Here is a 25832-nt window from a genome sequence, read left to right on the forward strand (position 1 = left end):
TGATGCCGGATGCGCAATCCAGGATTCTTCATTCTAAGAAATTCGCAGCATAATACTTTTTCAAAAAAATCAAAAGTCATATTGACAAATTTCACGAAGGTGTGTTATATTAATTAAGTCGCTGATATGCGTCTGCTGCCTTGGCTCAGTCGGTAGAGCGTCGCCTTGGTAAGGCGGAGGTCGGCGGTTCGATTCCGCTAGGCAGCTTTAAAAAAACCTCAGGAAGATTTCCTGAGGTTTTTATTTTCTCTTTTCTTCCAGAATATGCCTTGCCTTTCCTTTGATTCTCTGCAGGGCATTGTCAATGGCTTTTGGACTCTTATCCATTACTTCTGCGATTTTCAAATAATCCATTCCCATCAGATGCAGATACAAAACCCGGTTTTCCAGCTTGCTGAGCTGATCCATCAGTTCTTCCTCAAATGCATTGGCATACTCTGTGTTCAGAAGCAATTCTTCCGGATTGCTTTCTGCCCCCGCCTCGATCGTCTCTGCCAGCGGAAGCGCTTCTTTTCCATCTTCCCGTTTTCCCGATGTATAGAGTGAGACGTAGGAATTTAAGGGTAAGTGCTTTTTTCTCTGGGACGCTTTGATGGCGGTGTACATCTGCCTGGAAATGCAAAGTTCAGCAAAGCTATAAAAAGATGCACCCGCATCCGGCTCATAATCCTCTACTGCTTTGAAAAGACCGATCATCCCCTCCTGGATCAGATCGTCATTTTCCCCTCCCCAGAGATACATTGCTTTTGCCTTCTGACGCACCAATCCCTTATATTTCTCCATCAGAAAATCCATGATCGGCTTTTCGCCGCCTCGCAGGCGGCTGATCAGCTGCTCGTCCGTCATTTTTTCATATTCCATTTAATTAACCCAGCCTTTGACGTACAATCTCATAAGCAAGCACACCCGCCGCCACCGAAGCATTCAGAGAATCAATATCCCCCTTCATCGGAATGGAAGCTGTCATATCGCAGGTCTCGCGAACCAGCCTGCTCACTCCTTCTCCTTCGTTTCCGATCACAAGCCCGATCGGCCCTTTCAGATTCACATGATACATGATATCCCCGCCCATGTCGGCGCAGACGAACCAGAGTCCTTTTTCCTTCAGTTCTTCCATCGTTTTCACCAGATTGGTGACCTTAGCTACCGGCGTATAGTTCAGCGCACCGGCCGAAGTCTTTGCCACTGTCGCAGTGAGTCCTGCCGCACGCCGCTTCGGAATGATCACACCGTGTGCCCCCGCCAGATTTGCGGTTCGGATAATCGCCCCAAGATTGTGCGGATCCTCAATATTATCCAGCAGGATCAGAAATGGATCCTCGCCTTTTTCTTTTGCAAGTTCCAACATATCTTCCACCTGAGCATATTCGTACGCAGCCGCCATCGCAATGACACCCTGATGTTTCCCTGTATCGGAAATCTGAGCAAGACGTTCTTTTGTCACAAAATTGAGAATCGTGTCATGCTTCTTCGCTTCACGCACAATACTGCGGATCGGGCCGTCCTGACATCCGTCCAGGACATACACTTTGTCAATCGGTTTTCCGGAACGAAATGCTTCCATAACCGCATTTCTCCCCTCGATCAACTGGCTTTTTACTCCATTTTCTTCTATCATCACTCATTCTCCCTGACTGCAGAACCTGTCTCCTGCATTTTTTCTTCTTTTTTATTCAAATGTTCCAGTCCGATTTTAATCAGTTCCAGCATTCTCGGCCATTCGTTTTTCAGATACAGCCATCCCATCAACGCCTCAAAACCGGTCGCGCGCCGATAATCCGTTAGGGTCTGATTCTTTGCAGGGGATACCGTTTTCGCATTTCTCCCCCGCTTGTATACAGCATGTTCCTCCTCAGTCAAATGCTCCTGAATCACACGCATCATCTCCGACTGCGCCGAAGCCTGTACCATACTGCTGGTTTCCTGGTGCAGCTTTTTCACCTGTTTATTGCCTTCGCTGACCACCATAGTCTTGATAATCAAATCGTATACACTATCTCCTATATATGCTAAAGTAAGAGGTGAATATCCTGCGATATCCACCTCATTCAGTTTCAAAACGTCGCACATACAGGATTTCCAGTCAAATCCTATGCTTTTTTCCATTGTACTCCTTCTCTGGTATCCTTCAGTATAATTCCTTTCGCCAGAAGTTCGTCACGGATTGCGTCAGCTCTTGCGAAATCCTTTGCCTTTCTTGCTGCCTGGCGTTCTTCAATCAGTTTCTCAATGTCTGCATCCAGAAGCTCTTCTTCCTTGTCAAGGATCAATCCGAGCACATCTCCAAGCTTCACGATCAGATCAAACAGCTTCTTCAGATATTCTTTTGAACTTTCCGCTGAAGCCGTAGTATTTGCAAATTTCACCAGATCAAAGATCGCAGCGATTGCATCTGCCGTATTAAAGTCATCATCCATGGCAGCTTCGAATTCCTTTACGAACTCTTCCGTCTGGGCAAACGTCGCATTTTCCGCTTCATTCATCGCTTCCGTCTGGGCAGCTCCCATCAGATGTTTCAGATTATCCACCGCATTCACAATTCTTTCCAGACCATTTGCGGACGCCTCCATTAAATCAGCACTGAAATTCAACGGGCTTCTGTAATGAGCGCTCAACATAAAGAAGCGGAGCACCTGCAGATCATACTGCTCGCTGATCTCACGGACGGTACGGAAATTTCCGAGAGATTTGGACATTTTACGGTTATCAATATTTAAAAATGCATTGTGCATCCAGTATCTGGCAAATTCTTTTCCGTTAGCCGCTTCACTCTGAGCGATCTCATTCTCATGGTGTGGGAATACCAGATCCTCACCGCCCGCATGAATGTCGATCTGCTCACCGAGATATTTCTTAGACATCACAGAGCATTCAATATGCCATCCCGGACGTCCTTCACACCACGGAGACTCCCACGCGGGTTCGCCTTCTTTTTTCGGCTTCCAGAGTACGAAATCAAGCGGATCTTCTTTCTCATCCTCACCGGTCACCAGCAGGGAACGTCCGCCCGAGCGGAGATCATCCAGATTCTTATGGGATAATTTTCCATAGTCTTTGAACCGTCTGGTGCGGAAATAAACGGTTCCGTTTTTCTCATAGGCATAACCTTTCTCGATCAGATCCGCGATCATTTCCACCATACCGCAGATTTCCTCGGTTGCAAGCGGATGTTTGGTTGCCGGCTTCACATTCATCCCTTCCATATCCTTCTTACATTCTGCGATGTATCTCTGAGAAATTTCCTGCGCAGAAACGCCTTCTTCAATTGCTTTCTTAATGATCTTGTCATCCACATCCGTAAAATTGGAAACGTAATTGACATCGTATCCCTTATATTCAAAATATCTTCTTACGGTGTCAAATACGATCATCGGTCTTGCATTTCCGATATGAATAAAATTATACACGGTCGGACCGCAGACATACATTTTCACTTTCCCCGGCTCCAGAGGTACAAATTCTTCTTTTCTTCTTGTCAGTGTGTTAAATACTTTCATGTGTCTTCCCTTTCTGATCTGTCATCTTATTCCATCATTTCATATAATTCAATTCTTTTTTCCAGTTCTTCCATTTTCTTCATCATCCACATATTTTCTTCCTGCAGTCTCTGAATATCCGCTTTGACCGGATCCGGAAGATGAATCTGATCCATATCTGTTCTCGGAATCTTCTGATTTCCCATGCGCACAATTCGTCCCGGGACACCGACAACCGTACAGTTCGGCGGCACTTCCTCGATTACGACAGAACCGGCGCCGATCTTGGAATTCTTTCCTACGGTAAATGATCCGATTACTTTTGCTCCGGCGCTCACCATAACATTATCTTCCAGCGTCGGATGCCGTTTTCCCTTTTCTTTTCCGGTTCCTCCAAGGGTCACTCCCTGATACAACGTCACATTATTTCCAAGTATCGCCGTCTCACCAATGATCACACCACTTCCGTGGTCAATAAAAAGGCCCTTCCCGATGGTAGCTCCCGGATGGATCTCGATCCCCGTTTTTCGGACTGCTCTCTGCGAAATCCACCTCGCAAGAAAATAGTGCTTCTTTAAATATAACTTATGTGCCACTCTATAATGTAACATTACTTTAAAACTGGGATACAGAAATACTTCCATCGTAGACTTAATTGCCGGATCACGTTCTCGGATCACTTCTATTTCTTCCTTCACAAAAGAAACGATACCCATATTATTACTCCTTTCTTTCAGTGAAAACGCAATAAAACTCGCAAATGGTCCACCGGACCTTGTTGGCGCATGCATGGCAACAAAAAAACTCCGTCCCGATAAGAGACGAAGTTTTCCGCGGTTCCACTCTATTAAAAGGCTTTTCGACCTTTCTCCTCAATGCATATAACGGATGCACTCCGTATCCGGCTATATGATTAAACACTTTGAATGCCACGTTAATCCTTTCACCGAATCGACTCCCGAATGCACTTCACAATCCTTCTTCTCGGGTCTGCTTACAGCCGCTGACAAACCCTCTCTGTCAGATTCCGGAAAGTTACTCTTTTCGTTCTTCGTCTTTCAAACTATTTGCCTATTCTTCTATATACTATGCGAAATTGATTAATTTGTCAACCGCAAAGCAAAAATTATCACATTATACGATTTCATTCAAAAGAATCCGATTCAAAGGCTGTAGCTTGGAAATACTCTCCTTGAATTCCGCAGAGAATTTCTCCTGCTCCTCTTCCTCCACTTTTTCCAGACTCTTATAGCCGAATAAAATCGTTGTCAGCGCATCCACACTAATCATCTGGATGCCGTCACTCTTTCCTTTTGCAATGGGTTTCGTTCGAACCACCAGATGCTCTTTGTTTCCCTTAATGCTGAATATCTTATTATTCTCCCGGATAACCGGATCCACAAGAATGAACTGGAACTCCGTATCCTCATCGCAGACCATGCACGACAGCAGAGATTCTACATGCAGGATCCTGGCCATAATCATTGGTTTTTTCTTTTCCTGTTTCTTAAGGATCAGACCGCCTTTTTCAAAAATATCCTCATATCCCGGTTCTACCAGCGGTTCCCGTACCGAAAAATCCTTTTCTTCATCAAATACCAGAATCCCTTTGATTTCATCATCTGTCTCCGCAAGGAGGATTCCGCCTTTCTGACTTTTCTGCTCCCTGAGCAAAGTTTCATAATACAGCCAGTCTCTTTTGACATAAATCTGGTATTTTTCTTCCAGAATATGTTCCGCAAAAGCCGCTATTTTCTTACAATCAGACGCAAGCGCAGGTCTGAGCAGTATCCGTTTTCCATTGCCGCTGTGAAGAATTGCATCCAGCGACGGTACTTCCCCATTTGCCATGAAAGCTTCCCACTGCTCCGCCGCATACACAAAGCGAAAATCATGCGGATAATAAATCTTTTCATCTGCCGGCATCAAAAATGTAAACGGCAGTTTCTTCGTATACATATCCCTCACCGCTTTTCGGAGCAATTCTGTCATCTGCCCCTGCCCGCGATACATTCTGTCGGTAGCAACTCCCACAATATATCGGCTGCCTTCTTCCTTTTTACCAATTTGAAGCACATAAGGATTTAAATGCAGCATGGAATGAATCTCTCCATCCTTCTCGATTACGTAGATTTCATTGTCTTCCGTTTTGGAAGTATAATAATAATCTAAAAATTCTGTCGTATCTTCGTCAAACACCCGTTCCCAGAGTGGTCTCGTAAGCACATGCTCGTTTGCCTTTAGTTTTCTTAGTATCATTCTTCTGACCTCATACATCCCCGGCAGCCGGCGCAGCTTCTCCCCTCAGTCTGCATCACATCCGTACTGCTGAAATTCGTAATCTTCTCAAGAGCGCAAATTGCCTGAGCGGAAATTCCTTCTCCGCTTCCGGTAAATCCAAGCCCTTCTTCTGTTGTCGCTTTCACGTTCACTCTGTCTCTCTCAATCCCCAAAGCACTCGCTATATTTTCCTCCATCTGCGCAATATGCGGACGCATCTTCGGTTTCTGCGCAATGATAGTGGCATCAATATTTTCTACAATATACAGATTTTCCTCCAAAAGGCCTGCCACATGTTTAAGCAGCTTCATGCTGGAAATACCACTGTATTTTTCATCCGTATCCGGGAAGTGCTTCCCTATATCGCCGAGAGCCGCAGCTCCCAGAAGAGCATCCATAATCGCATGCAGAAGAACATCTGCATCGGAATGTCCCAAAAGCCCCTTCTCATAAGGAATCTTCACTCCTCCGAGAATCAAATCTCTTCCTTCCGTTAGTCTGTGTACATCATATCCCATTCCAACCCGCATATCCCGTCTTCTCCTTCCCGATATGTACCTGATTCTTCTTTTTACGGCTCTTCTTCTGCCTCTTCATCTGTTTCTTCTCCGGAAGCAGTTCCCCATCCTTCCTCATCCATTTCAGAAAAATCGGGATCCTCATCCAGAGGCTCTGCGTCTTCGTCCATCATCACTTCACCATCATCGCTGTCCTTTCCATCGCCTGAATTTGCAGATTCATTCTTTTCATCAGCAACGGTCGGAGCTTTCCACACACGTTCCGTATTGTCAGTACGCGCCGGATTCCCGGTTCCTTCTGCCTCAACTGTGATCTCGTCAACGCTCTCATCATCGTCTCCGTTTACCGCGTCACCGGATGCTTCCTTTTCTGCTTTCATATCCTTCAGAAGTTCACGGATATTCAAAATCACTGTAGCAGCACCGAATACAATAAAGATGACTCCGAAAATGATCAAAACTGTCTTGTAGTTCGGGTTGCCCTGCATAACATCCATAATCAGTTTGACACCATTATATATCAGGTATGCACCTACAAGAATCATCAACGTCCTTCTCGTTTTTCCTTGCATTTTTTCTTCCTCCGTATTCTACATCATCACAACAATTACAGTATCCTCATGTAACTGAACTGTTATTCATTCTACCATACTTGAATTGAAATTTCCATGTTTTTTCGATTACGGCTTCTGTAATCCATGCCTCTTTATTCCTATCCCAAACACGTCAAATGGCATTCTCAAAAAAAATAATTTTTTTCCAAAAAAGTGTTGACATTTTGAGATCTTCGAGATATACTATAGAAGTCGGTTGCGGGAAAGCAACTTACAGAAATGGGATCATAGCTCAGCTGGGAGAGCATCTGCCTTACAAGCAGAGGGTCATAGGTTCGAGCCCTATTGGTCCCACTTCACTGAAAAGTGAATATGGCGGGATAGCTCAGTTGGCTAGAGCACACGGTTCATACCCGTGGTGTCGCTGGTTCAAATCCAGTTCCCGCTACTAAAAAGTCTGGTTTTCCAGACTTTTTTCTTGTTCAAAACAACGTGTTATTTCAGTTACGAAATAAAAAGCCGGGATCATCTCATTTCTGCGATCATCCCGGATTATCTATTGATTATTGTTCTATCTATTACAGTATATTTCTATTACACAATTCCCTGAGCAGTCATAGCATCTACAACTTTTTCAAATCCTGCAATGTTTGCACCCACTACATAATTGCCTTTTGCTCCGTAACGTTCTGCTGCATCAGCCATGTTATGGCAGATATTTACCATGATGTTTTTCAGTTTCGCATCAACTTCTTCGAATGTCCAGCTCAGACGTTCGCTGTTCTGAGACATTTCCAGAGCAGATGTTGCAACACCGCCTGCATTCGCTGCTTTACCAGGTGCAAATAATACGCCGTTCTCCTGAAGATATTGTGTTGCTTCGATGGTTGTCGGCATATTTGCTCCTTCTGCTACTGCAATACATCCGTTTGCGACAAGCTGTTTCGCATCATCAAGAAGAAGTTCATTCTGTGTTGCACACGGAAGTGCAATATCTACTTTTACAGACCATACACCGCGTCCTTCATGGTATTCTGAGTTCGGACGATACTTCTTGTACTCTGTCAATCTTGCACGATTTATTTCTTTGATCTCTTTCAGTGCTGCCACATCGATTCCTTCCGGATCGTATACCCATCCTGTAGAATCACTTACGGTAACAACCTTTGCTCCGAGCTGCTGAGCTTTCTGTGTAGCATAAATAGCAACATTTCCAGATCCGGATACTGCCACTGTCTTGCCGGCAAGCTCAATTCCGTTGAGTTTCAGCATCTCTTCTGTCAGATACAGAAGTCCGTATCCGGTTGCTTCTGTACGTGCAAGAGATCCGCCGTAGCTTAATCCTTTACCTGTAAGAACACCTTCGTAGAGTCCGCGGATTCTCTTATACTGTCCGAACATGTAGCCGATTTCTCTTGCTCCTGTACCAATATCTCCAGCCGGCACATCCGTGTCTGCACCGATATATTTGCAAAGCTCTGTCATAAAGCTCTGACAGAATGCCATTACTTCTCTGTCTGATTTTCCCTTCGGATCAAAGTCAGAACCACCTTTACCTCCACCGATCGGAAGACCGGTAAGAGAATTCTTAAAGATCTGCTCGAATCCAAGGAACTTGATAATACCGAGGTTTACGGACGGATGGAGACGAAGCCCTCCTTTATATGGTCCGATTGCGCTGTTGAACTGTACACGGTATCCTGTGTTAACATGAACCTGTCCCTTATCGTCTACCCACGGTACACGGAACTTAATCTGTCTCTCCGGTTCTACTAATCTTTCCAGAAGCGCATCTTTTCTGAATTTTTCTTCATTCGCCTCTACTACAACACGAAGAGATTCCAAAACCTCTTTGACTGCCTGATGAAATTCCGGTTCTGCCGGATTCTTTTTAACTACTGATTCAATTACCTCATCAACATATGACATACTACTCAATACCTCCTGTTCATTTTTTCAAATGCTTTTCATATTTACCAAATCAATTTCATTATGAAAACCACTGAATAACCTTTTTCCACTTTAAAACATCCTCTATACAATGTCAAGTTTTTTTTGCTATTTTTTGCCTTTATTTGAATATCAGAGCGCATTCTGTTTCACTTTATATAATATTTCTGATTATATTATTGATTTATATTATTTTTCCTGCAAGTATTCTTTGTATTTCCTGCACGTGCATTGCTACCATTCTGTATTTTTACAAAAAAAGAACCATTTTCACACATCCATATTCTTAGCAATTTGCCATATCATATGTATTGTATGAAAACGGTTCTCATTTTATTTATATTACATCAAACAGACTTGTGACTTATTTAAAATACTTCACTCCGGATTCAAAAATCTTCATATCCTGCTCGCCGTAAATATTGACAGCTACACTGTCGCCGCGACGCTCTGAATGTGCCATCTTGCCAAGTACTCGTCCATCCGGGCTTGTAATACCTTCGATCGCACAATATGAACCATTGACATTCCACTCTTCATCCATAGAAACATTGCCATCAAGATCGCAATACTGGGTCGCAACCTGTCCGTTTGCGAACAGCTTGTCAAGCCACTCCTTGCTTGCTACGAAACGTCCTTCACCATGAGAAGCCGGATTGGTATATACGCCGCCAAGTTCAGCACCCTGCAGCCATGGAGATTTGTTCGTCACAACTTTGGTATATACCATCTTGGAAATATGACGTCCGATGGTATTGTATGTCAGCGTCGGTGAATCTGCTGTCTGGCCTACGATCTCACCATAAGGAACCAATCCCAGTTTGACAAGTGTCTGGAAACCGTTACAGATTCCGAGTACAAGTCCGTCACGCTCATTCAGCAGCTTCTCAACAGCTTCTTTTAATTTTGCATTCTGGAATGCAGTTGCAAAGAATTTCGCTGAGCCATCCGGTTCATCACCTGCTGAGAATCCGCCCGGGAACATAATGATCTGGGCTTTCGCAATCTCTTTTTCAAATTCGGCAACGGAATCAAGAATGTCCGCCGCATCCATGTTCTTAAATACTCTTGTCGTTACAGTCGCACCTGCACGTTCAAACGCCTTCGCACTGTCGTATTCACAGTTTGTGCCCGGGAATACCGGAATAAATACATGCGGCTGAGCGATCTTGTTTTTGCAGATATAGATATCCTTTGTATCATAAAGCGGTGATTCTACCTTCTCCTCGGATGCCTCATCGGATACAGTACGGAATACTTTCTCCAGAGTCTCAGTCCATGCGCCTTCTGCCTCTGCAAGTGTAATTCTGACATCTGCATAAGAGAATGCCGCATCATCGGTCACTTCACCAATCACGGTGTAAGTAATGCCAAGTTCTCCAACCTTGTCCGCCGGAACTTCCGCAATAATATCTCCAAATGCAGGAGCAAATAATTCTCTGGCATCCATGTTATGCTCGATCTTAACGCCCATTCCGTTACCAAATGCCATCTTGCTGACAGCGGCGATCACACCGTGACGGTCAAGTGCATATGCTGAAACGATTCTTCCATTGTGAATATCTTCCGTGAACTTACCATATTGCTCCATCACCTTATCATATGCCGGAAGCTCATATTCATCCTTTTCAATACGAAGCCATACAAGCTTGTTACCTGCTTTTTTCAATTCAGGAGAGATGATATCCTGTTCTTTTGCAACATCTACCGCAAAGGAAACCAGTGTTGGCGGTACATCAATGTGTTCGAACGTACCGGACATACTGTCTTTACCTCCGATGGACGGAAGACCGAATCCAAGCTGCGCTTTATATGCTCCGAGAAGCGCTGCAAACGGCTGACTCCATCTGGACGGATCTTCGGTCATACGGCGGAAATACTCCTGGAATGTAAAGCGAATCTTCCTGTAATCTCCTCCGCATGCAACAATCTTTGCAATGGATTCCGTCACTGCATATACAGCTCCATGGTATGGGCTCCAGCTTGACAGGTACGGATCAAATCCATAACTCATCATGGTTACGGTATCGCATTTTCCTTTCAGAACCGGAAGCTTCGCAACCATGCTCTGCGTCTCTGTCATCTGATATTTTCCACCATGTGGCATGAAGACAGAACCTGCTCCAATCGAACCGTCGAACATCTCAACAAGTCCTTTCTGTGAGCATACATTCAGGTCCTTCAGTGTATCAAGCCATTTTTCTTTTACATCATTTACTTCTACCTGCTGTACAAGCGGGCTGTCTGCTCTGTTAGGAATGTCAACTTTTACAGTTGTCTCCTGATGTGCACCATTTGTATCAAGGAATGCACGGGAAATATTTACAATTTCCTTTCCTCTCCAGGACAATACCAGTCGCGGCTCTTCCGTTACAACAGCAACTTTTGTCGCTTCCAGATTCTCTTCCTTTGCATATGCAAGGAACTGCTCGGCATCCTTCGGATCAACAACCACAGCCATACGTTCCTGCGATTCTGATATCGCAATTTCTGTTCCGTCCAGACCGGCATATTTCTTCGGTACTTTATCCAGATCAACACGAAGTCCGTCTGCAAGTTCTCCGATTGCTACAGAAACACCGCCTGCTCCGAAGTCGTTACATTTCTTGATCAGTCTGCTGACTTCTTCTCTGCGGAACAGTCTCTGAATCTTACGCTCTGTCGGCGGGTTACCCTTCTGAACCTCAGCGCCACAGGTCTCAATCGATTCTTCTGTATGAACTTTGGAAGATCCGGTTGCTCCGCCGCAGCCGTCACGGCCGGTGCGTCCGCCAAGCAGGATAATGATATCTCCCGGATCGGAAGTCTCACGAATAACAGCACGTCTCGGAGCCGCAGCCATAACTGCTCCGATTTCCATACGTTTTGCCACGTAATCCGGATGATAGATTTCTTTTACAAGGCCGGTTGCAAGGCCGATCTGATTACCATAAGAACTATAGCCATGTGCGGCACTGCGGACAAGTTTCTTCTGCGGAAGCTTTCCTTTGATCGTCTCTTTTACTGAAACGGTTGGATCTGCCGCTCCTGTCACACGCATAGCCTGATATACATAAGTACGTCCTGACAGCGGGTCGCGGATCGCTCCTCCAAGGCAGGTAGCCGCTCCACCAAACGGTTCAATCTCTGTCGGATGGTTATGGGTTTCATTCTTGAAGTTCACAAGCCATTCTTCTTCAACACCATCTACTTCAACCGGCACAACGATACTGCAGGCATTGATCTCATCAGACTCTTCCTGATCTTCCAGTTTTCCTTCCCTTTTGAGTTTTCTCATCGCCATCAGAGCAAGATCCATCAGGCAGACAAATTTGTCTTCACGCCCTTTAAAGATCTCACTGTGTGTCTGTAAGTATTCTTTATAAGTATCTTCGATCGGAGCACGATAATCCCCCTCCCCAAAGCTTACATCTGTAAGTTCCGTAGAGAACGTCGTATGGCGACAGTGATCAGACCAGTATGTGTCAAGGACACGGATTTCTGTCATAGAAGGATCTCTCTTCTCTTCTCCCCGGAAATAATTCTGAATATGCAGAAAATCTTTAAAAGTCATTGCAAGCCCCAGAGAATCATATAATGCCTTCAGTTCCTCTTCCGGCATATCCTTGAATCCCTCGAAAATCTTAACATCTGCCGGCTCATCGAACTTGGTCACCAGTGTTTCCGGCTTATCAAGACTCGTTTCTCTTGAATCAACAGGGTTGATACAATGAGCTTTGATTGCATCAAATTCAGCATCACTGATCTCACCTTCAATCACATAAGTTGTAGCAGTTTTGATAACCGGAAGCTCATCTTCCTTAATAAACTGCACACACTGGACTGCCGAATCCGCTCTCTGGTCGAACTGTCCCGGAAGGAATTCCACAGAAAAAATACGGTCATTCTCTCCATGTGGAAAATCTTCATGATAAAGAACATCTACCGGTGGTTCTGCAAAAACGCCATTACATGCTCTGTCAAATGTGGCATCCGAGAGATTCTCCACATCATAACGAATCAACACCCTTACATTTGTAACCGATTTGATTCCGAGGTAACTCTTCACTTCATGTCCAAGTTCCTTCGCCTGAACGGCAAATTCAGGTTTTTTCTCCACATACACTCGTTTTACACTGTTCATAATTTCCTCCATTAGTTAATCATATTTTAAACTGCGTGAGGCAGCATAAGTTACTGCATAGTCTTATTCTATCACATTCATTTTTATAAGTATAGTCAATATATCTAAACTGTTTTATAAGTTTTTCTAATTAACATTCTCTTTTTTTCTGTCCAATCGTTTACTTATCACACAAACAATAAGAGATCCCAAAAGCATAACAATAAAGATAACAGCAATCCGGATAACCATGTCAAAGAAGAATCCTTCCGGGAGCATTCGTATCATATAGTCATATTCCGGATCGAACATCCACAGATCATTGTCAAAAAACAATTCATGAAAAATCACGAAGCATTTCGCAAAGTTTTGCGAGATCAGAACACCCAGAGCCACAATAACAACTGCAAAAACCGCGAGTATCCGCTCATACATATACGGTATGATTTTTTTCCAATTTCCTTTGAGCGCAAACAATGCAATAACTCCTGCAATAAGAATAATAAACGTTGCTCTCCTCAGGGATAGTCCACCCAGAAACAGTCCCTGCACATCTTCCATATGCAGTCTATCCTGTTCATTAAAAAAATCCTGTCGTTCCCCTTCTACCATTGTCTCGATACTTAAGACTTCTTCCTTTCCTCTTAGATAAGACATCATATATTCTGTGACTTCCATGATGTCCTCCATTTCCATATCCAGCTGCTCCTCAACTCCGTATTTACTGTATTCTTTTTCATAAAAATCAAAATCACTGTAAATACCGATTTCAAAACTGCTGATCAAAAACATAAAAATCAAGCTCAGAGCAATTACACCACCCAGAAATTTATGAAGCCATGTTTCACCTATAATTTTCCCGTTGTCTTTTCTTCCTGTCGCTTTCTTCATGATTCCATCTTTCCTTTCGATCTCTCTTGTTTTTTTCTTCCACATCTCTTATAATACAAATGAGTTTTATAAGGAGGACTAATAATGGATATTAATTACGAATTATATAAAGTGTTTTATTATGTGGCCGATACTCTGAGCTTCTCAGAAGCATCCAAGCAGCTCTATATCTCTCAATCTGCCGTCAGCCAGTCCATCAAAGCCCTGGAGAAGAAGCTGGATCAAACTCTTTTTATAAGAAGTACGAAAAAAGTACAGCTCACCCCGGAAGGCGAGATTCTTCTTCGCCACATTGAACCGGCGATCCACCTGATCAAGCGCGGCGAGGCTCAGATTCTGGAATCCGCCACCACCGGCGGACAGATCCGAATCGGTGCAAGTGACACCATCTGCCGATACTTTCTGGTTCCCTATCTGGAACGCTTTCACAGAGCTTTTCCAAATGCCCACATAAAAGTGACCAATGCTACATCTATTAAATGTACCGAACTTTTGGAGACAGGTCAAGTGGATTTGATCGTAGCAAACTATCCAAACGCATACCTCGGCAATCTGGTCTCCATAAAAAAAATAAAAGAATTTCAGGATGTATTTATCGCCAATCACGCATTTCGCGAATTGAAAGGACATCCCTTATCCTTAAAGCAGCTTCTGGATTACCCAATCATCATGCTGGACAAAAAAAGCACGACAAGCGAATTCCTTCACTCTCTGTTTCAGAAGCATCAGCTCGATCTCGTCCCGGAGATTGAACTCAGCAGCAACGACCTGTTGATTGATCTTGCAAGCATCGGTCTGGGGATCGCCTTTATCCCGGATTATTGTTTTCCGTTAAAGTCCGACGATCTCTTCATCGTTGAGACTACCGAAAAACTTCCAAAAAGACAGCTTATTGCCGCCTATAACGAACATGTTCCCATCTCAAGAGCGGCTCAGGCTTTTCTTAATTATTTTGACGAACCTGTCATCTCCCAAAATCCTGATACGATCTGACTTTTAGGCATTCTGGCTATCCCAGAATGCCTTCACTTTCTCCTCCACATCTTCTAAAACGCAGGCTCCACAATCCTCCCATTCTCTTGGAAATATCTCCCGGCACCGGCGCTCCCGAAACCGTTCATCCAAAAGGAGAATCACACCTCTGTCCTCTTCCGTCCGGATTACTCTTCCTGCTGCCTGCAGCACCTTATTCATTCCCGGGTACAGATATGCATAGTCAAATCCCTGTCCGCCGTCTTTGTCAAAATAATCCTTGAGAATCGCTCGTTCACTGCACACCTGGGGAAGGCCGGTACCAATAATAAAGGCACCGATCAGTTTTTCTTCCGCAAGATCAATGCCTTCCGAAAAGATTCCTCCCATCACGCAAAAACCGACCAGACTTCCTTCGCGCACTTCCTCAAATGTTTCCAGGAAAATCTCTCTCGCTTCTTCGTTCATATAGTGAGATTGCAGAATACACTCCGTCTGACCATCTCCCATCTCGCACCGCATTTTCTCAAAAGCATCATATACAGCTTCCATAAATTGATAGGATGGACAAAACGCCATATAGTTTCCCTGCTTCGCGCGAACAGTCCGCCAGATATATTCCGCATATCGCTTATACATATCTTCCGTTCGCTTCTTATATCGTGTACTGACATCCGTTCCGTTTAGTATCAAACGTCTGCTCTGGTCAAATGTAGATTCCGCATAGACCGCATAATTATCCTTGTCCGTGCTCAGCAGCTTTTTATAATACTGTATTGGCAAAAGCGTTGCCGAAAAAAAGATCGTACTATTCCCCATATCCAGATATTTCTGGAGATTTGCCGCCGGATTGACACAGAAAAGCTTCAACATAAATCTCTGATCCTTCTGCATTTGCGAATAGATCACATAATTTTCATCCAATGCCTCATAAATACTGATGAAGGAACGAATCGAAAAATAAAAATCCCGGACAACATCCGCCACGTTCCTGTCCTGACAGTTCTCCAGGAACGTTTCAATCCTCGGCATGAGATTCATTAATTTCAGGTAAATATGGGAAGCACTGCTCACCACCCGATAATCTTCACATTCCTTCTTCATTGCCAGTAGAAGCTTATTACACTCATCCAACCTTTTCGCAAGTTTATAATCAAGCGTCTTCACCAGTTTTTTCACATTCAGAAAATCTTCTTTGTAGATCTCTGCACTGTACATCTGTCTTCCGCGCTCGACAAGATTATGCGCTTCATCAATCAGAAAAATATACTCCCCCGATACTCCTTCGGAGAAAAACCGCTTCAAATGTGCATTTGGATCAAATACATAATTATAATCACAGATCACAGCATCTGCCCATGTGGATACATCGAGTCCCATCTCAAACGGACACACACAGTGCTTTTTCGCCTGTTCTTCCAGCGCTGCTCTGCTCATCTCGTCCGTGGAAGTAAGCAGTTCGTACACCGCGTCATTTACACGGTCAAAATGTCCTTTTGCGTACGGACAGTATTCCGGATTGCATTCCGTCTCATCGCAAAAACAGATCTTCTCCTTCGCCGTCAGCGTGATCACCTTCATTTTCAGTCCCTGCTCTTTCAGGATTTGAAACGCCTGCTCGGCAACCGTTCTTGTGATCGTCTTCGCCGTCAGATAAAAGATCTTTTCCCCCAGCTCCTCCCCGACTGCTTTCACAGCCGGAAACACTGCCGATAACGTCTTTCCGACACCGGTCGGTGCCTGAATAAACAGTTTTTTCTTTCTCAGGATCGTACGATAAACGGATGCCGCCAGCTCTTTCTGTCCTTTCCGGTACGAAAAAGGAAACTGGACTCCTTTTGCAGATGCGTTCCGCTTTCTGCGCCATTCCACTTGGAATTTCGCCCATTTTTCATATTTCATGATCAGTTCATCAAACCACAGTTTCAATTCTTTGCAGTCATAGGTATAACAGAATCTCTTGATCTCCTCCGTATCCATCTGGCAGTACGTCATCTGCACACCGATAAAAGAAAGGTCTCTCTGCTCTGCATACATCCAGGCATAGCATTTCGCCTGAGCAAGATGTACTCCCACCGGCTCTTTGATTTCATCCAGCTCACAGAGTACTCCTTTAATCTCATCAATTGTCACTACGTCCGCCTCTTCCAGAATCCCGTCTGCGCGTCCCTCCACTTTCAGGCAGAAACCGTCACATGGGATCTCCTTTTTCATCGACACCTCCGCGTGATATCCCGCACCCATGCTTCGCTGAATCTTTCTATGGATCTTTCCACCCATCTGCATGGCTTCGGCATCCAGAATTCCTCCTGTTCGATTGTCAATATCGCCTTCCCGTAAAATGAATTCTACCAGATTCCGGACCGATATTCTGATCACCGGCATTTCCTGTTCCATCTCATTATCTCCCGATTCTTACATTCTTTCTATATCTTAACACGAAACAGAATCGAGAAAAAGCATTACGTGATATTTTCACTCCATTAATTCTGGAACTCCACGATATTTTTTCTGTACCAGATCGGCAGATGCTGTCTCTGGCGCACATAACTCTCGCGCTCATTGATCGAGATACTCTCAAAAAACCCTTTCCATAACTTCTGGATTTCCATCTCCGATTCGGACAAACGTTCCAGTATCTCCATATCCGCCTCGATTCCAGAGATCAGGAACCAGCTCTTTCTTGCCTCATGTACCGCAAAAACCTCATGTGTACCGTCAAAGATTAACCAGTTTTCAAGTGGCAGCCGATCTGCAAAATGCGGTGCGATACACGCAAGTATCTGACTTTTCGGATCGATTCTGGCAAATAGTATTCCGCTTTCCAATTCCTTAAAACGCAGAAATTCTTTGAAATAATGTGCTTCATTGGAAACCTTTCTGCTAAGCGCAAATACTTTCTCTACGGAAGGACTGGTCAGATTTTCCATGATCCTGGTACTATCCTTCAGCCTTCTGGCCGCAAACATCGTCCCCAGTATCGCATCTCCTTTGGCTGGATCAGACGAAAGAGCCGCATGATACAGTTTCCAATATGCATCCATCCCAAGGTGGTTCTTGATCATCTTCTCAACCGCGATCACCTTTTCTTCCCTTTCCTCACACTCCGTGTATTCACAAAACAGCTTTTGTTCAACACTGCCTTTAAAAGCAATTCCTGCATCCCCAGTTTCTCTTCTCTCCTTCCAGGCATCATACACCGCCGAAAAAATCCCGGTGATATCATCATGACAGACATAGATTTTCTGCACATTTCCCACTTCCTTCCACAGCAAACGAATCTCCTGAGAATCTCACATCATCAAATAACGACAGCTGCCTGTAATTCATCCCAATCACAGAATCCGGCAACCGTTCTTTACCGTCCAGAATATTCCTTGTTATATAATCCTGATCCATACGCACCGGATACATCATCTTGCCACTGCACGTAATAAAATACAGTGCTCTTTTCAGCACGACTCCCATTTTCTTAAGATCCGCAAAATCAACCGTCCCAAGCCTTCTTGCCTTTACGATCCGGGACGCCGACCGGTATCCAATCCCCGGAACTCGAAGCAGCATGTGGTAGTCCGCCCTGTTCACCTCAATCGGGAACTCCTCCAGATGGCGGACTGCCCAGTCACATTTAGGGTCCATCAATACATTAAAATTCGGATTCTCTTCATCCAACAATTCATCCACATGAAACTGATAGTAACGCAGCAGCCAGTCCGCCTGATATAACCTGTGTTCTCTCAGAAGCGGCGGGCCACTATCTGTTTTGACCGGAAGCGCTTTATCTTCGTTCACGGGAACAAACGCCGAATAAAACACTCTCTTCAGTTCAAACTTCTGATAAAGTGCCTCCGTCACCTGCATAATCTGAAAGTCAGTTTCTGGAGTTGCTCCGATAATCATCTGCGTACTCTGCCCTGCCGGCACAAACTGCGGAGCATGCCGGTATACTGTCAATTCCTGCCTATTTTCTTTTCGCTTTTCCTGCACCAGCCTCATGGGAGTCAGGATATTCTTCCGACTCTTGTGCGGTGCAAGAAGGCGAAGACTTTCTTGCGTTGGGAGTTCCAGGTTCACACTCATTCTGTCTGTAAGATATCCCACCTTCTGAATCAGTTCCTGACTCGCCCCCGGAATGGCTTTCACATGGATATAGCCCTGAAAATTACACTCTTTTCTCAGCTTATACAGCGTCGCATAGATCAATTCCATTGTATAATCCGGACTCTTTAAAATACCGGAGCTCAAAAACAATCCCTCTATATAATTACGTCGATAAAACTCCATCGTCAGCTTACAAACTTCATCGGGAGTAAAGGAAGTACGGATCACATCATTGGATGAACGGTTCACACAGTATTTGCAATCAAAAATGCACTCGTTGGTGAAAAGGATCTTAAGCAGTGAAATACACCGTCCGTCTGCCGAAAAACTGTGGCAGATTCCTGCTTTCTCACAATTCCCCATACCGGTTCCGTCTCCTTTCCTGTCCACACCGCTGGAAGTACACGCCACATCATACTTTGCTGCATCCGACAGTATATTCAGCTTCTCATACAGGTTCATCTCCGTCTGGATCCGCACTTTTCATTCCTCCTTATTCTCCGTTCTTCGATCTTTGAGCATTTGCAAACTTACGTTCCGAACATTTGTTCTTTTATATAGTAACATATTCAAGTCGATTTATCAATATCTGAACCATATTTTTCTCATATGCGAAGCAACTAAAAAAAAGACGCTCCACATTACTGTGAAACGCCCCATTTTTATCATTGCCGGACTCCTACTGGAATCTTTCAATAATATTTGTCAGATATTTATTTTCAGCCTCATAGAACTTCTCCTGTTCTACGATTTCAGCCAGCTGAGGATCAATCGGCATTTTTCCAAGCACTTCTGTTCCAAGATTTTCCGCGATCTCATCAATGTGGCTCTCTCCGAAGACGGAAATCCGCTTTCCGCATTCCGGGCATTCCAGATAACTGTAGTTTTCTACAATTCCAAGAACCGGAATATTCATCTGTTTTGCCATATTGTATGCTTTCTCCACAATCATCTGTACCAGATCCTGCGGTGATGTGACGATCACAACTCCATCGACAGGCAAAGACTGGAAAACGGTCAGCGGTACATCACCGGTTCCCGGCGGCATATCGACAAAAAGGAAATCCAGATCTCCCCACATTACATCTGTCCAGAACTGAGTTACAACCCCCGCAATGATCGGTCCTCGCCAGATCACAGGATCAGACTCTCTCTCAAGGAGCAGGTTGACGGACATAATCTTAGTTCCGTCTTTAGCAATACATGGGAACATACCTTCTTCATTTCCGACTGCACTTTCGTGCACTCCATACATTTTCGGTATAGACGGTCCTGTGATATCGGCATCCAGGATTCCGACCGTGTATCCCTGGCTGATGGCAAGCCGTGCAAGAGATGCAGTCACCATAGATTTACCGACTCCGCCTTTTCCGCTCACCACGCCGATTACTTTTTTCACCTGTGAATACGGATTAGCCGGTGCTTTCATATCTTCTTTCTTGCTTTTACACGAGCCTGCGTGCGCACAGGAAGAACACGCCTCCGGTGAACATCCGCTGTTCTGCTCTTCTGCCATAATTCTCAACCTCCAAAATATATATTATTCTTCTACCACAGCAATGACTTCAACTTCGCAGAGAAGGTTCTTCGGAAGCGTCTTTACTGCAACACAGCTTCTTGCCGGTTTTGATGTAAAGTATTTGCCATATACTTCATTAAAGGCAGCGAAGTCTCCCATATCACTTAAGAAACAAGTCGTCTTTAAAACTTTGTCAAATGAACTTCCTGCTGCTCTTAATACTTCTCCAAGATTCTTACAAACCTGTTCTGTCTGCTCTTCAATGGTAACAGCCTCGACCGTATTTGTCTCCGGATTGATAGCGATCTGACCTGCAGAATAAAGGATACCATTGTGTACATATCCCTGTGAATAAGGTCCTAATGCTTTTGGTGCTTTCTCAGTTGCTACTGGTTTCATAATCTCGTCTCTCCTTTTCCTGGTATTTTCTATGAAAATGCCGTTTTATACTCTAGTTTTTGAGCTCTCATCAAGCCCCCGGAACCATAGTACTAGAATACCATAGCTTTCGGGAAAATCCAATCCTTTTTCCAAATAATCTGTAACTAATCCATTGCCAGTTCTTCCTGCTCCCTCGTTACATTTTTGATCCATTTATACCCCAGGAAACGCTTGACAGTGATCGGCACCTTGATCACTTCGTCACTCATCAGTAATACATAAACCACCGGAACACTGGCCCGAAAAACGAACGCTGCGATCGCTCCGAGCAGGATGGAACAGCACCACATCGTAGTTGCATCCAGACGAAGTCCGAATCTGGTGTCTCCCCCCGAGCGGAACACCCCCACCACAAGTGTTGTATTAATTGCCTGACACAGCGCGAAATAAGACATAACAAAAAACATAAACATCAGGTAACTCTTTGCTTCCGGAGAAAGTGTCATAAATCTGCTCACTGCCGGAGCTGAAACCAATATGATCCCCGCGGCAATGAATCCAGTGATGACACTCAGAACCGCAAATCTTCTGCCATATGCTTTCGCGAGCTCATACTGTCGCTCTCCGATCGTTTTCCCCAGATAGATTGCCGTCGCATTCGAGACACCGAAAACAACCACTGTGGAAAGTTCTCTTACCACCTGTACAACAGAATTTGCCGCGACTGCTGCACTGCCGAGATGTCCGATCACCGCCGTATTGGCAGAGCTCCCCATTCCCCATACCAGCTCGTTCAAAATAACCGGAGTCGCGTAGAACAAAAAGTCTTTCAACAGCACTTTATCAATGTTCCACATGTCGCTCAAATGAAAACGGACCACTTTATTTCTGAATTTTGCATACCATATTACAATCATAAGTCCAAGGATTCTTGAAATCAAAGTTCCGATCGCCGCTCCTTCAATTCCCATCTTTGGGAATCCCATAAGCCCGAAGATCAACACTGCGTTGACTATAATATTCACTATAAGTGAAGCACCGTATACGACCGTCGCGATTACGACCCTCTCAATGCTGCGCATAATATACAGATAGACCTGAGTTGCCGCCATGATTACATAAGAAAGCGCAACAATCCTCAGATATTTCGCGCCTTCCGCAATGACTTCCGGGTCATTTGTATAGATCCGGAGTAGTGTCTCAGGGATCAGTTCGGCTGCCAAAGCGAAAGCCAATGCTCCGCCAATACCGATCAGCATGCCCATCCCCAGGATTTTTTCAATCGTCCGGGTATCCTTTTTCCCCCAATACTGCGCAGTCAGCACCGTAGCTCCTGACGTAGTTCCGAACAGGATCAGCGTCATGATGAACTGAATCTGTCCGGCAAGCGATGCTCCGGAAAGGACCTTCTCCCCAACCCGTCCCAGCATAAATACATCGGCTGCCTGAACCCCGACATTGATCAGGTTCTGCAGCGCCATCGGAATGATAAGCAGACATACCTGTTTATAGAAATTTTTCCAGTTAATATCCATCTTATCTTCCGTTTGCCGACTGAAAGATTTGATAAACATCGTTTACATCTAACTCCTTTATTTTCGATAATTTTACCGTTCCGCCTTTGGTTGCGTTCATTGCCAGTTCCATCAAAGTATCATCACTGAGTGTCCCGATTTCAAGCTCTTTCAAATTCACCGGCATTTCCAGGCTGCGGAAGTAATCCACCGTTTTCCGGATTGCCTCCCGCGCTGTCTCCACAGCATCTTTTCCCTGAATTCCCCACACTTTCTGACCGTAATGGCAGAAACGATCCACATCATATCGATATACATACTCTGCCCAGGATCCCCACATTGCAGACAAAGTCGCCCCATGTGCCAGATCATATTTCGCTCCGAGAGCATGTCCGAATTTATGCACACAGAAATCTTTTTCTCTGCCAAGCCCCGTCAGATCATTATGCGACAGACTTCCGCACCACATAATCTCACTCATCGCATCATAATCCTCTGGATTCTTAAATCCTTTTATTCCATTTTCGATCATGACCCTGAGAAGCCCTTCTGCGATTTCATCTGTCATCTGGTTTTTCTGATTAGGAATGAAGTATCGTTCCAACGTATGCATCATAATATCCACAACTCCACATGCAATCTGATATGGTGGCAGAGTAAATGTCAGTTCCGGATTCATAATCGCAAATTTGGGGCGGTTAAATACCGTGGTAATTCCACTTTTTTCCCCGGTCTCTTCATTTGTCAGAACAGAAGATGAGCTCATCTCACTGCCGGCTGCCGCAATCGTAAGTACACATCCCATCGGAAGAGACCGGGTAAGTGGCACTTTCTGCGTCCAGATATCCCATAGCTTTGTTCCCGGATTCGCTGCCCCATGTGCAATTGCTTTCGCCGTGTCGATCGAACTGCCTCCACCAACGGCCAGGATAAAATCCGCCCCGAACTCCAACGCCTTCTGAACTCCCCGTTCCGCATATGCGAGTCTCGGATTCGGTTTCACTCCGCCAAATTCTTCATATGTAATTTTCTCTTCTCGCAGAGCATTTTCAATCGTTTCCAGAAGACCGCTTTTCACGACACTTCCTCCTCCATAAACGATCAGCACTCTGTGTCCGTTCCATTTTTTCACTTCTATTCCCGCCTGAAGATGCGTCTTGCTTCCAAACACAATTTCAGTAGGTGTATATTGTGTAAAATTCTGCATTATTCTCCTCCGTTCTAAGATCGTCGCAGATCTTACCTATATTCTGTTGTTTTATACAATCATGGGAAAATCAGGACCGATTCCAGTTCATACTTCTATTAGAAAAAAGAAATGATTCTGTTCGATTTTTCCGGAGAAAAGAATTGCTTCTCTTCTTTCCGGAAAACGAACAATGGCAATATACATTCACTAACTACTATATAATTCTACAGCCAGATCTTACCGGTTGTTTCACCGTTGATTACATAATATACAGCGTAATCTTCCGGTTTGATATAGAGTTCCATGGACTTGATGTCTGATACTTTGTGTTTTGCCTTTGTCCATTCTTTCTTAACTGCCGCAACCATATCTTTCGTATTTACTTCTTTTTCACCATACTGCAAAACAATTTCTGTCTTGATTTCTTTCTTAGTTGCCTCTTTTCTTGTCTTAGCTGCTGCTTTCTTTACATCTTTCACAGTCTTCTCTACAGCTTCTTTCACGTCTTCTACCTTCTCTTCTGCCATTTTTACCGCTTCTTCTGCCATAGCTGCTGCAGCTTCTTTTACTTCTTCTGTCTTAACTTCTACAGCTTCTTTTACTTCTGCTGCATTAACCGGGGCTTTTGCTTCTGCTGCTTTTACATTCTTATCAATTACTGCTTTAGAACGTTTGCTTACTCTTGCCATATTTAAATATCCTCCTCGATTCTAAGTTACTGCATGTTGCCACATAACAAAGTACAAAAACCGGAAAAATTTTCCTCGGAATTTGCTTACCGCGATATTATACCACAGAAATTTCAAAAAGTCACATTGATTCCCAAGATATATTTGACTTTCAGCCTTTTTTAATGTAGAAATTTTTCTCAATTTTACTGTATTAATTATGCAAATTGTGCTATAATGTTTATATTGCAAAGAAAGGAAGGTAACATTATGGTATTATTGGTTGGCATTATCGCAGTTGCAATCATCGCAGCTATCGTTACCGCCTGTGTTACTTCAGTAATTGGTGGCATCGCCGGCAGCGAATTGGAAGAAGAAGAATAAAAATATGCGTTTCATGTGGGATGTTCACACGAAACGCATATTTTTTATTCTTCCAATTCTTCTAACTTTTCCTTCACCTTATCCATGAAGCCTTTTTTCTTATTCTTTGTTTTTCCTTCGGGTTCTTCTTCCTGATTCAAAGAATTCCCTGTCAATTCATCAAATTTGCGAAGTGCCTCTTTGGCCTCTGCACTTAATTTTTCCGGTGTCTGAATCACAAGCGTGACATAATGATCTCCACGTACCTGCGGATTTCTGAGCGAAGGAACACCTTTTCCTTTCAGACGCACTTTCGTATCGGTCTTTGTTCCCGGTTTTATATTATAAAGCACATCCCCATCAATCGTCTTAATTCTTACGTCACCACCGAGCGCTGCCTGTGCAAATGTAATCGGTGCTGTTGAAAACAGATGTACATCCTGTCTCTGGAAAATCGGATGCCGTGAAACAGTAACCTCGACCAAAAGATCTCCTCTCGGACCTCCATTCACCCCAGGTTCTCCCTTTTCGCGAATCCGTACGCTCTGTCCATTATCAATACCTGCCGGAATAGAAACCTTAATCTTCTTTCGACTGGACGTATATCCTGTTCCGCCACAATCCGGACATTTTTCGCGAATAACCTTACCTGTTCCCTGACACTCCGGACAAGTCTGTACATTCTGTACTGTTCCGAAGAACGACTGGGATGTATAGACTACCTGTCCTTTTCCACCGCATCGGCTGCAGGTTTCCGGACTTGTTCCCGGTTTTGCCCCGGTACCGTTACATTTACTGCACGGATCTTTCAACACAACCTCCAGTTCCTTCTCACAGCCAAACACAGCCTCTTCAAATGTAATTCTAACACCTTTTCGAATATTTGCCCCTTTCATAGGACCGGTATTGGCACGGCCTCCTCTTCTGCCTCCGCCAAATAAATCACCAAATATATCGCCGAAAATATCGCCGAAATCTGCGCTGTTAAAATCGAATCCTCCGAATCCCCCGGCTCCGCCGGCACCTCCTTCAAAGGCGGCATGTCCAAACTGGTCATATTGACGACGTTTTTCGGGATCACTCAGTACTGCATATGCTTCAGAGGCTTCTTTAAACTTTTTTTCGGCCTCGGCATCCCCCGGATTCATATCCGGATGGTATTTCTTGGCCAAAGCCCGATATGCTTTCTTCAATGTCGCCTCATCCGCATCTTTGGAGACACCAAGGACTTCATAGTAATCTCTTTTTGATTCTGCCATAACCCTACCTCATCACTTCTACTTTTTCGTATGCATAGCAACAAATCTGCAAGACGGATTTACCCGCCTTGCAGAAAATAATTTTGTTAAACAAG

At 44.3% G+C, this 25832-nt stretch carries 21 protein-coding genes, 3 tRNA genes and 1 other annotated feature; of the genes, 4 read left to right on the top strand and 20 right to left on the bottom strand.

The window, feature by feature from the left end; all coding sequences use genetic code 11:
• The first annotated feature begins 134 nt into the window (after nucleotides 1-134).
• Nucleotides 135-207, top strand: a tRNA-Thr gene (locus tag ACTNA4_RS08975).
• A gap of 33 nt (nucleotides 208-240) precedes the next feature.
• Here the strand turns inward: ACTNA4_RS08975 and ACTNA4_RS08980 are convergent.
• From ACTNA4_RS08980 to ACTNA4_RS09015, 8 genes are all read right to left on the bottom strand, one after another.
• Nucleotides 241-861, bottom strand: a complete 621-nt coding sequence (locus ACTNA4_RS08980) for a sigma-70 family RNA polymerase sigma factor (protein ID WP_441029711.1) — start codon at nucleotides 859-861, stop codon at nucleotides 241-243.
• A gap of 4 nt (nucleotides 862-865) precedes the next feature.
• Nucleotides 866-1618 carry a 23S rRNA (guanosine(2251)-2'-O)-methyltransferase RlmB gene (gene rlmB, locus ACTNA4_RS08985; protein ID WP_441029714.1) on the bottom strand — a complete coding sequence of 251 codons (753 nt, stop codon included), beginning with the start codon at nucleotides 1616-1618 and terminating at the stop codon, nucleotides 866-868.
• Nucleotides 1618-2106: a Mini-ribonuclease 3 gene (locus ACTNA4_RS08990; protein ID WP_427805538.1), complete on the bottom strand. Its 489-nt coding sequence runs from the start codon at nucleotides 2104-2106 to the stop codon at nucleotides 1618-1620. Before ACTNA4_RS08990 ends, rlmB begins: the two co-directional genes overlap by 1 nt.
• Nucleotides 2091-3497 carry a cysteine--tRNA ligase gene (gene cysS / locus ACTNA4_RS08995; protein ID WP_427805537.1) on the bottom strand — a complete coding sequence of 469 codons (1407 nt, stop codon included), beginning with the start codon at nucleotides 3495-3497 and terminating at the stop codon, nucleotides 2091-2093. The genes ACTNA4_RS08990 and cysS overlap by 16 nt, the downstream gene beginning before the upstream one ends.
• Before the next feature lie 26 nt (nucleotides 3498-3523).
• Nucleotides 3524-4192 carry a serine O-acetyltransferase EpsC gene (gene epsC / locus ACTNA4_RS09000; RefSeq protein ID WP_441029717.1) on the bottom strand — a complete coding sequence of 223 codons (669 nt, stop codon included), beginning with the start codon at nucleotides 4190-4192 and terminating at the stop codon, nucleotides 3524-3526.
• Nucleotides 4193-4290: 98 nt separating this feature from the next.
• Nucleotides 4291-4537: a binding site (T-box leader), on the bottom strand.
• A gap of 73 nt (nucleotides 4538-4610) precedes the next feature.
• Nucleotides 4611-5735: a GNAT family N-acetyltransferase gene (locus ACTNA4_RS09005; protein ID WP_441029719.1), complete on the bottom strand. Its 1125-nt coding sequence runs from the start codon at nucleotides 5733-5735 to the stop codon at nucleotides 4611-4613.
• Nucleotides 5732-6286: a 2-C-methyl-D-erythritol 2,4-cyclodiphosphate synthase gene (ispF, locus tag ACTNA4_RS09010; RefSeq protein WP_427805534.1), complete on the bottom strand. Its 555-nt coding sequence runs from the start codon at nucleotides 6284-6286 to the stop codon at nucleotides 5732-5734. The genes ACTNA4_RS09005 and ispF overlap by 4 nt, the downstream gene beginning before the upstream one ends.
• A 41-nt stretch (nucleotides 6287-6327) precedes the next feature.
• Nucleotides 6328-6846 carry a hypothetical protein gene (locus tag ACTNA4_RS09015; RefSeq protein WP_441029721.1) on the bottom strand — a complete coding sequence of 173 codons (519 nt, stop codon included), beginning with the start codon at nucleotides 6844-6846 and terminating at the stop codon, nucleotides 6328-6330.
• 263 nt (nucleotides 6847-7109) lie between these two features.
• Here ACTNA4_RS09015 and ACTNA4_RS09020 point away from each other — a divergent pair.
• Nucleotides 7110-7182 (top strand) — tRNA-Val (locus ACTNA4_RS09020).
• Nucleotides 7183-7202: 20 nt separating this feature from the next.
• Nucleotides 7203-7276, top strand: a tRNA-Met gene (locus ACTNA4_RS09025).
• Nucleotides 7277-7422: 146 nt separating this feature from the next.
• On the opposite strand, the gene gdhA is transcribed toward ACTNA4_RS09025, so the two are convergent.
• The 3 genes from gdhA to ACTNA4_RS09040 form a co-directional block, all read right to left on the bottom strand.
• On the bottom strand, nucleotides 7423-8757 hold the full coding sequence (gdhA, locus tag ACTNA4_RS09030) for an NADP-specific glutamate dehydrogenase (RefSeq protein ID WP_441029723.1): 1335 nt from the start codon (nucleotides 8755-8757) through the stop codon (nucleotides 7423-7425).
• Nucleotides 8758-9142: 385 nt separating this feature from the next.
• Nucleotides 9143-12901 carry a phosphoribosylformylglycinamidine synthase gene (locus ACTNA4_RS09035; RefSeq protein WP_441024578.1) on the bottom strand — a complete coding sequence of 1253 codons (3759 nt, stop codon included), beginning with the start codon at nucleotides 12899-12901 and terminating at the stop codon, nucleotides 9143-9145.
• Nucleotides 12902-13027: 126 nt separating this feature from the next.
• Entirely contained in the window at nucleotides 13028-13771 is a 744-nt protein-coding gene (locus ACTNA4_RS09040; RefSeq protein WP_441029725.1) for a TIGR01906 family membrane protein, read from the bottom strand.
• A gap of 84 nt (nucleotides 13772-13855) precedes the next feature.
• Between ACTNA4_RS09040 and ACTNA4_RS09045 the strand changes: the two genes are divergently transcribed.
• Nucleotides 13856-14764, top strand: a complete 909-nt coding sequence (locus ACTNA4_RS09045; RefSeq protein ID WP_427805529.1) for a LysR family transcriptional regulator — start codon at nucleotides 13856-13858, stop codon at nucleotides 14762-14764.
• Nucleotides 14765-14767: 3 nt separating this feature from the next.
• Here ACTNA4_RS09045 and ACTNA4_RS09050 read toward each other — a convergent pair whose 3' ends face one another.
• The 9 genes from ACTNA4_RS09050 to dnaJ form a co-directional block, all read right to left on the bottom strand.
• The gene (locus ACTNA4_RS09050) at nucleotides 14768-17140 is read right to left on the bottom strand and encodes an ATP-dependent DNA helicase (protein ID WP_427805528.1); all 2373 of its coding nucleotides are present in this window, start codon (nucleotides 17138-17140) and stop codon (nucleotides 14768-14770) included.
• Between the two features lie 86 nt (nucleotides 17141-17226).
• Complete coding sequence (locus tag ACTNA4_RS09055; RefSeq protein WP_427805527.1) at nucleotides 17227-17994, bottom strand: TIGR03915 family putative DNA repair protein; 768 nt, start codon at nucleotides 17992-17994, stop codon at nucleotides 17227-17229.
• Nucleotides 17969-19306, bottom strand: coding sequence for a putative DNA modification/repair radical SAM protein (locus ACTNA4_RS09060; RefSeq protein ID WP_427805677.1), 1338 nt, complete (start codon nucleotides 19304-19306; stop codon nucleotides 17969-17971). The genes ACTNA4_RS09055 and ACTNA4_RS09060 overlap by 26 nt, the downstream gene beginning before the upstream one ends.
• Nucleotides 19307-19523: 217 nt before the next feature.
• Complete coding sequence (locus ACTNA4_RS09065) at nucleotides 19524-20360, bottom strand: P-loop NTPase (RefSeq protein ID WP_441016912.1); 837 nt, start codon at nucleotides 20358-20360, stop codon at nucleotides 19524-19526.
• Between the two features lie 24 nt (nucleotides 20361-20384).
• Nucleotides 20385-20762, bottom strand: a complete 378-nt coding sequence (locus ACTNA4_RS09070) for a Rid family detoxifying hydrolase (RefSeq protein WP_427805525.1) — start codon at nucleotides 20760-20762, stop codon at nucleotides 20385-20387.
• Between the two features lie 146 nt (nucleotides 20763-20908).
• The gene (locus tag ACTNA4_RS09075; RefSeq protein ID WP_441029727.1) at nucleotides 20909-22318 is read right to left on the bottom strand and encodes an MATE family efflux transporter; all 1410 of its coding nucleotides are present in this window, start codon (nucleotides 22316-22318) and stop codon (nucleotides 20909-20911) included.
• Nucleotides 22281-23465 carry an iron-containing alcohol dehydrogenase gene (locus ACTNA4_RS09080; protein WP_427819018.1) on the bottom strand — a complete coding sequence of 395 codons (1185 nt, stop codon included), beginning with the start codon at nucleotides 23463-23465 and terminating at the stop codon, nucleotides 22281-22283. Before ACTNA4_RS09080 ends, ACTNA4_RS09075 begins: the two co-directional genes overlap by 38 nt.
• 206 nt (nucleotides 23466-23671) lie before the next feature.
• Complete coding sequence (locus tag ACTNA4_RS09085) at nucleotides 23672-24136, bottom strand: DUF6465 family protein (protein WP_427805522.1); 465 nt, start codon at nucleotides 24134-24136, stop codon at nucleotides 23672-23674.
• 407 nt (nucleotides 24137-24543) lie between these two features.
• Nucleotides 24544-25737, bottom strand: coding sequence for a molecular chaperone DnaJ (dnaJ, locus tag ACTNA4_RS09090; RefSeq protein WP_427805521.1), 1194 nt, complete (start codon nucleotides 25735-25737; stop codon nucleotides 24544-24546).
• Nucleotides 25738-25832 lie beyond the last annotated feature (95 nt).

The sequence above is a fragment of the Bariatricus sp. HCP28S3_A7 genome, assembly GCF_052066375.1.
Taxonomy (GTDB): domain Bacteria; phylum Bacillota; class Clostridia; order Lachnospirales; family Lachnospiraceae; genus Allocoprococcus.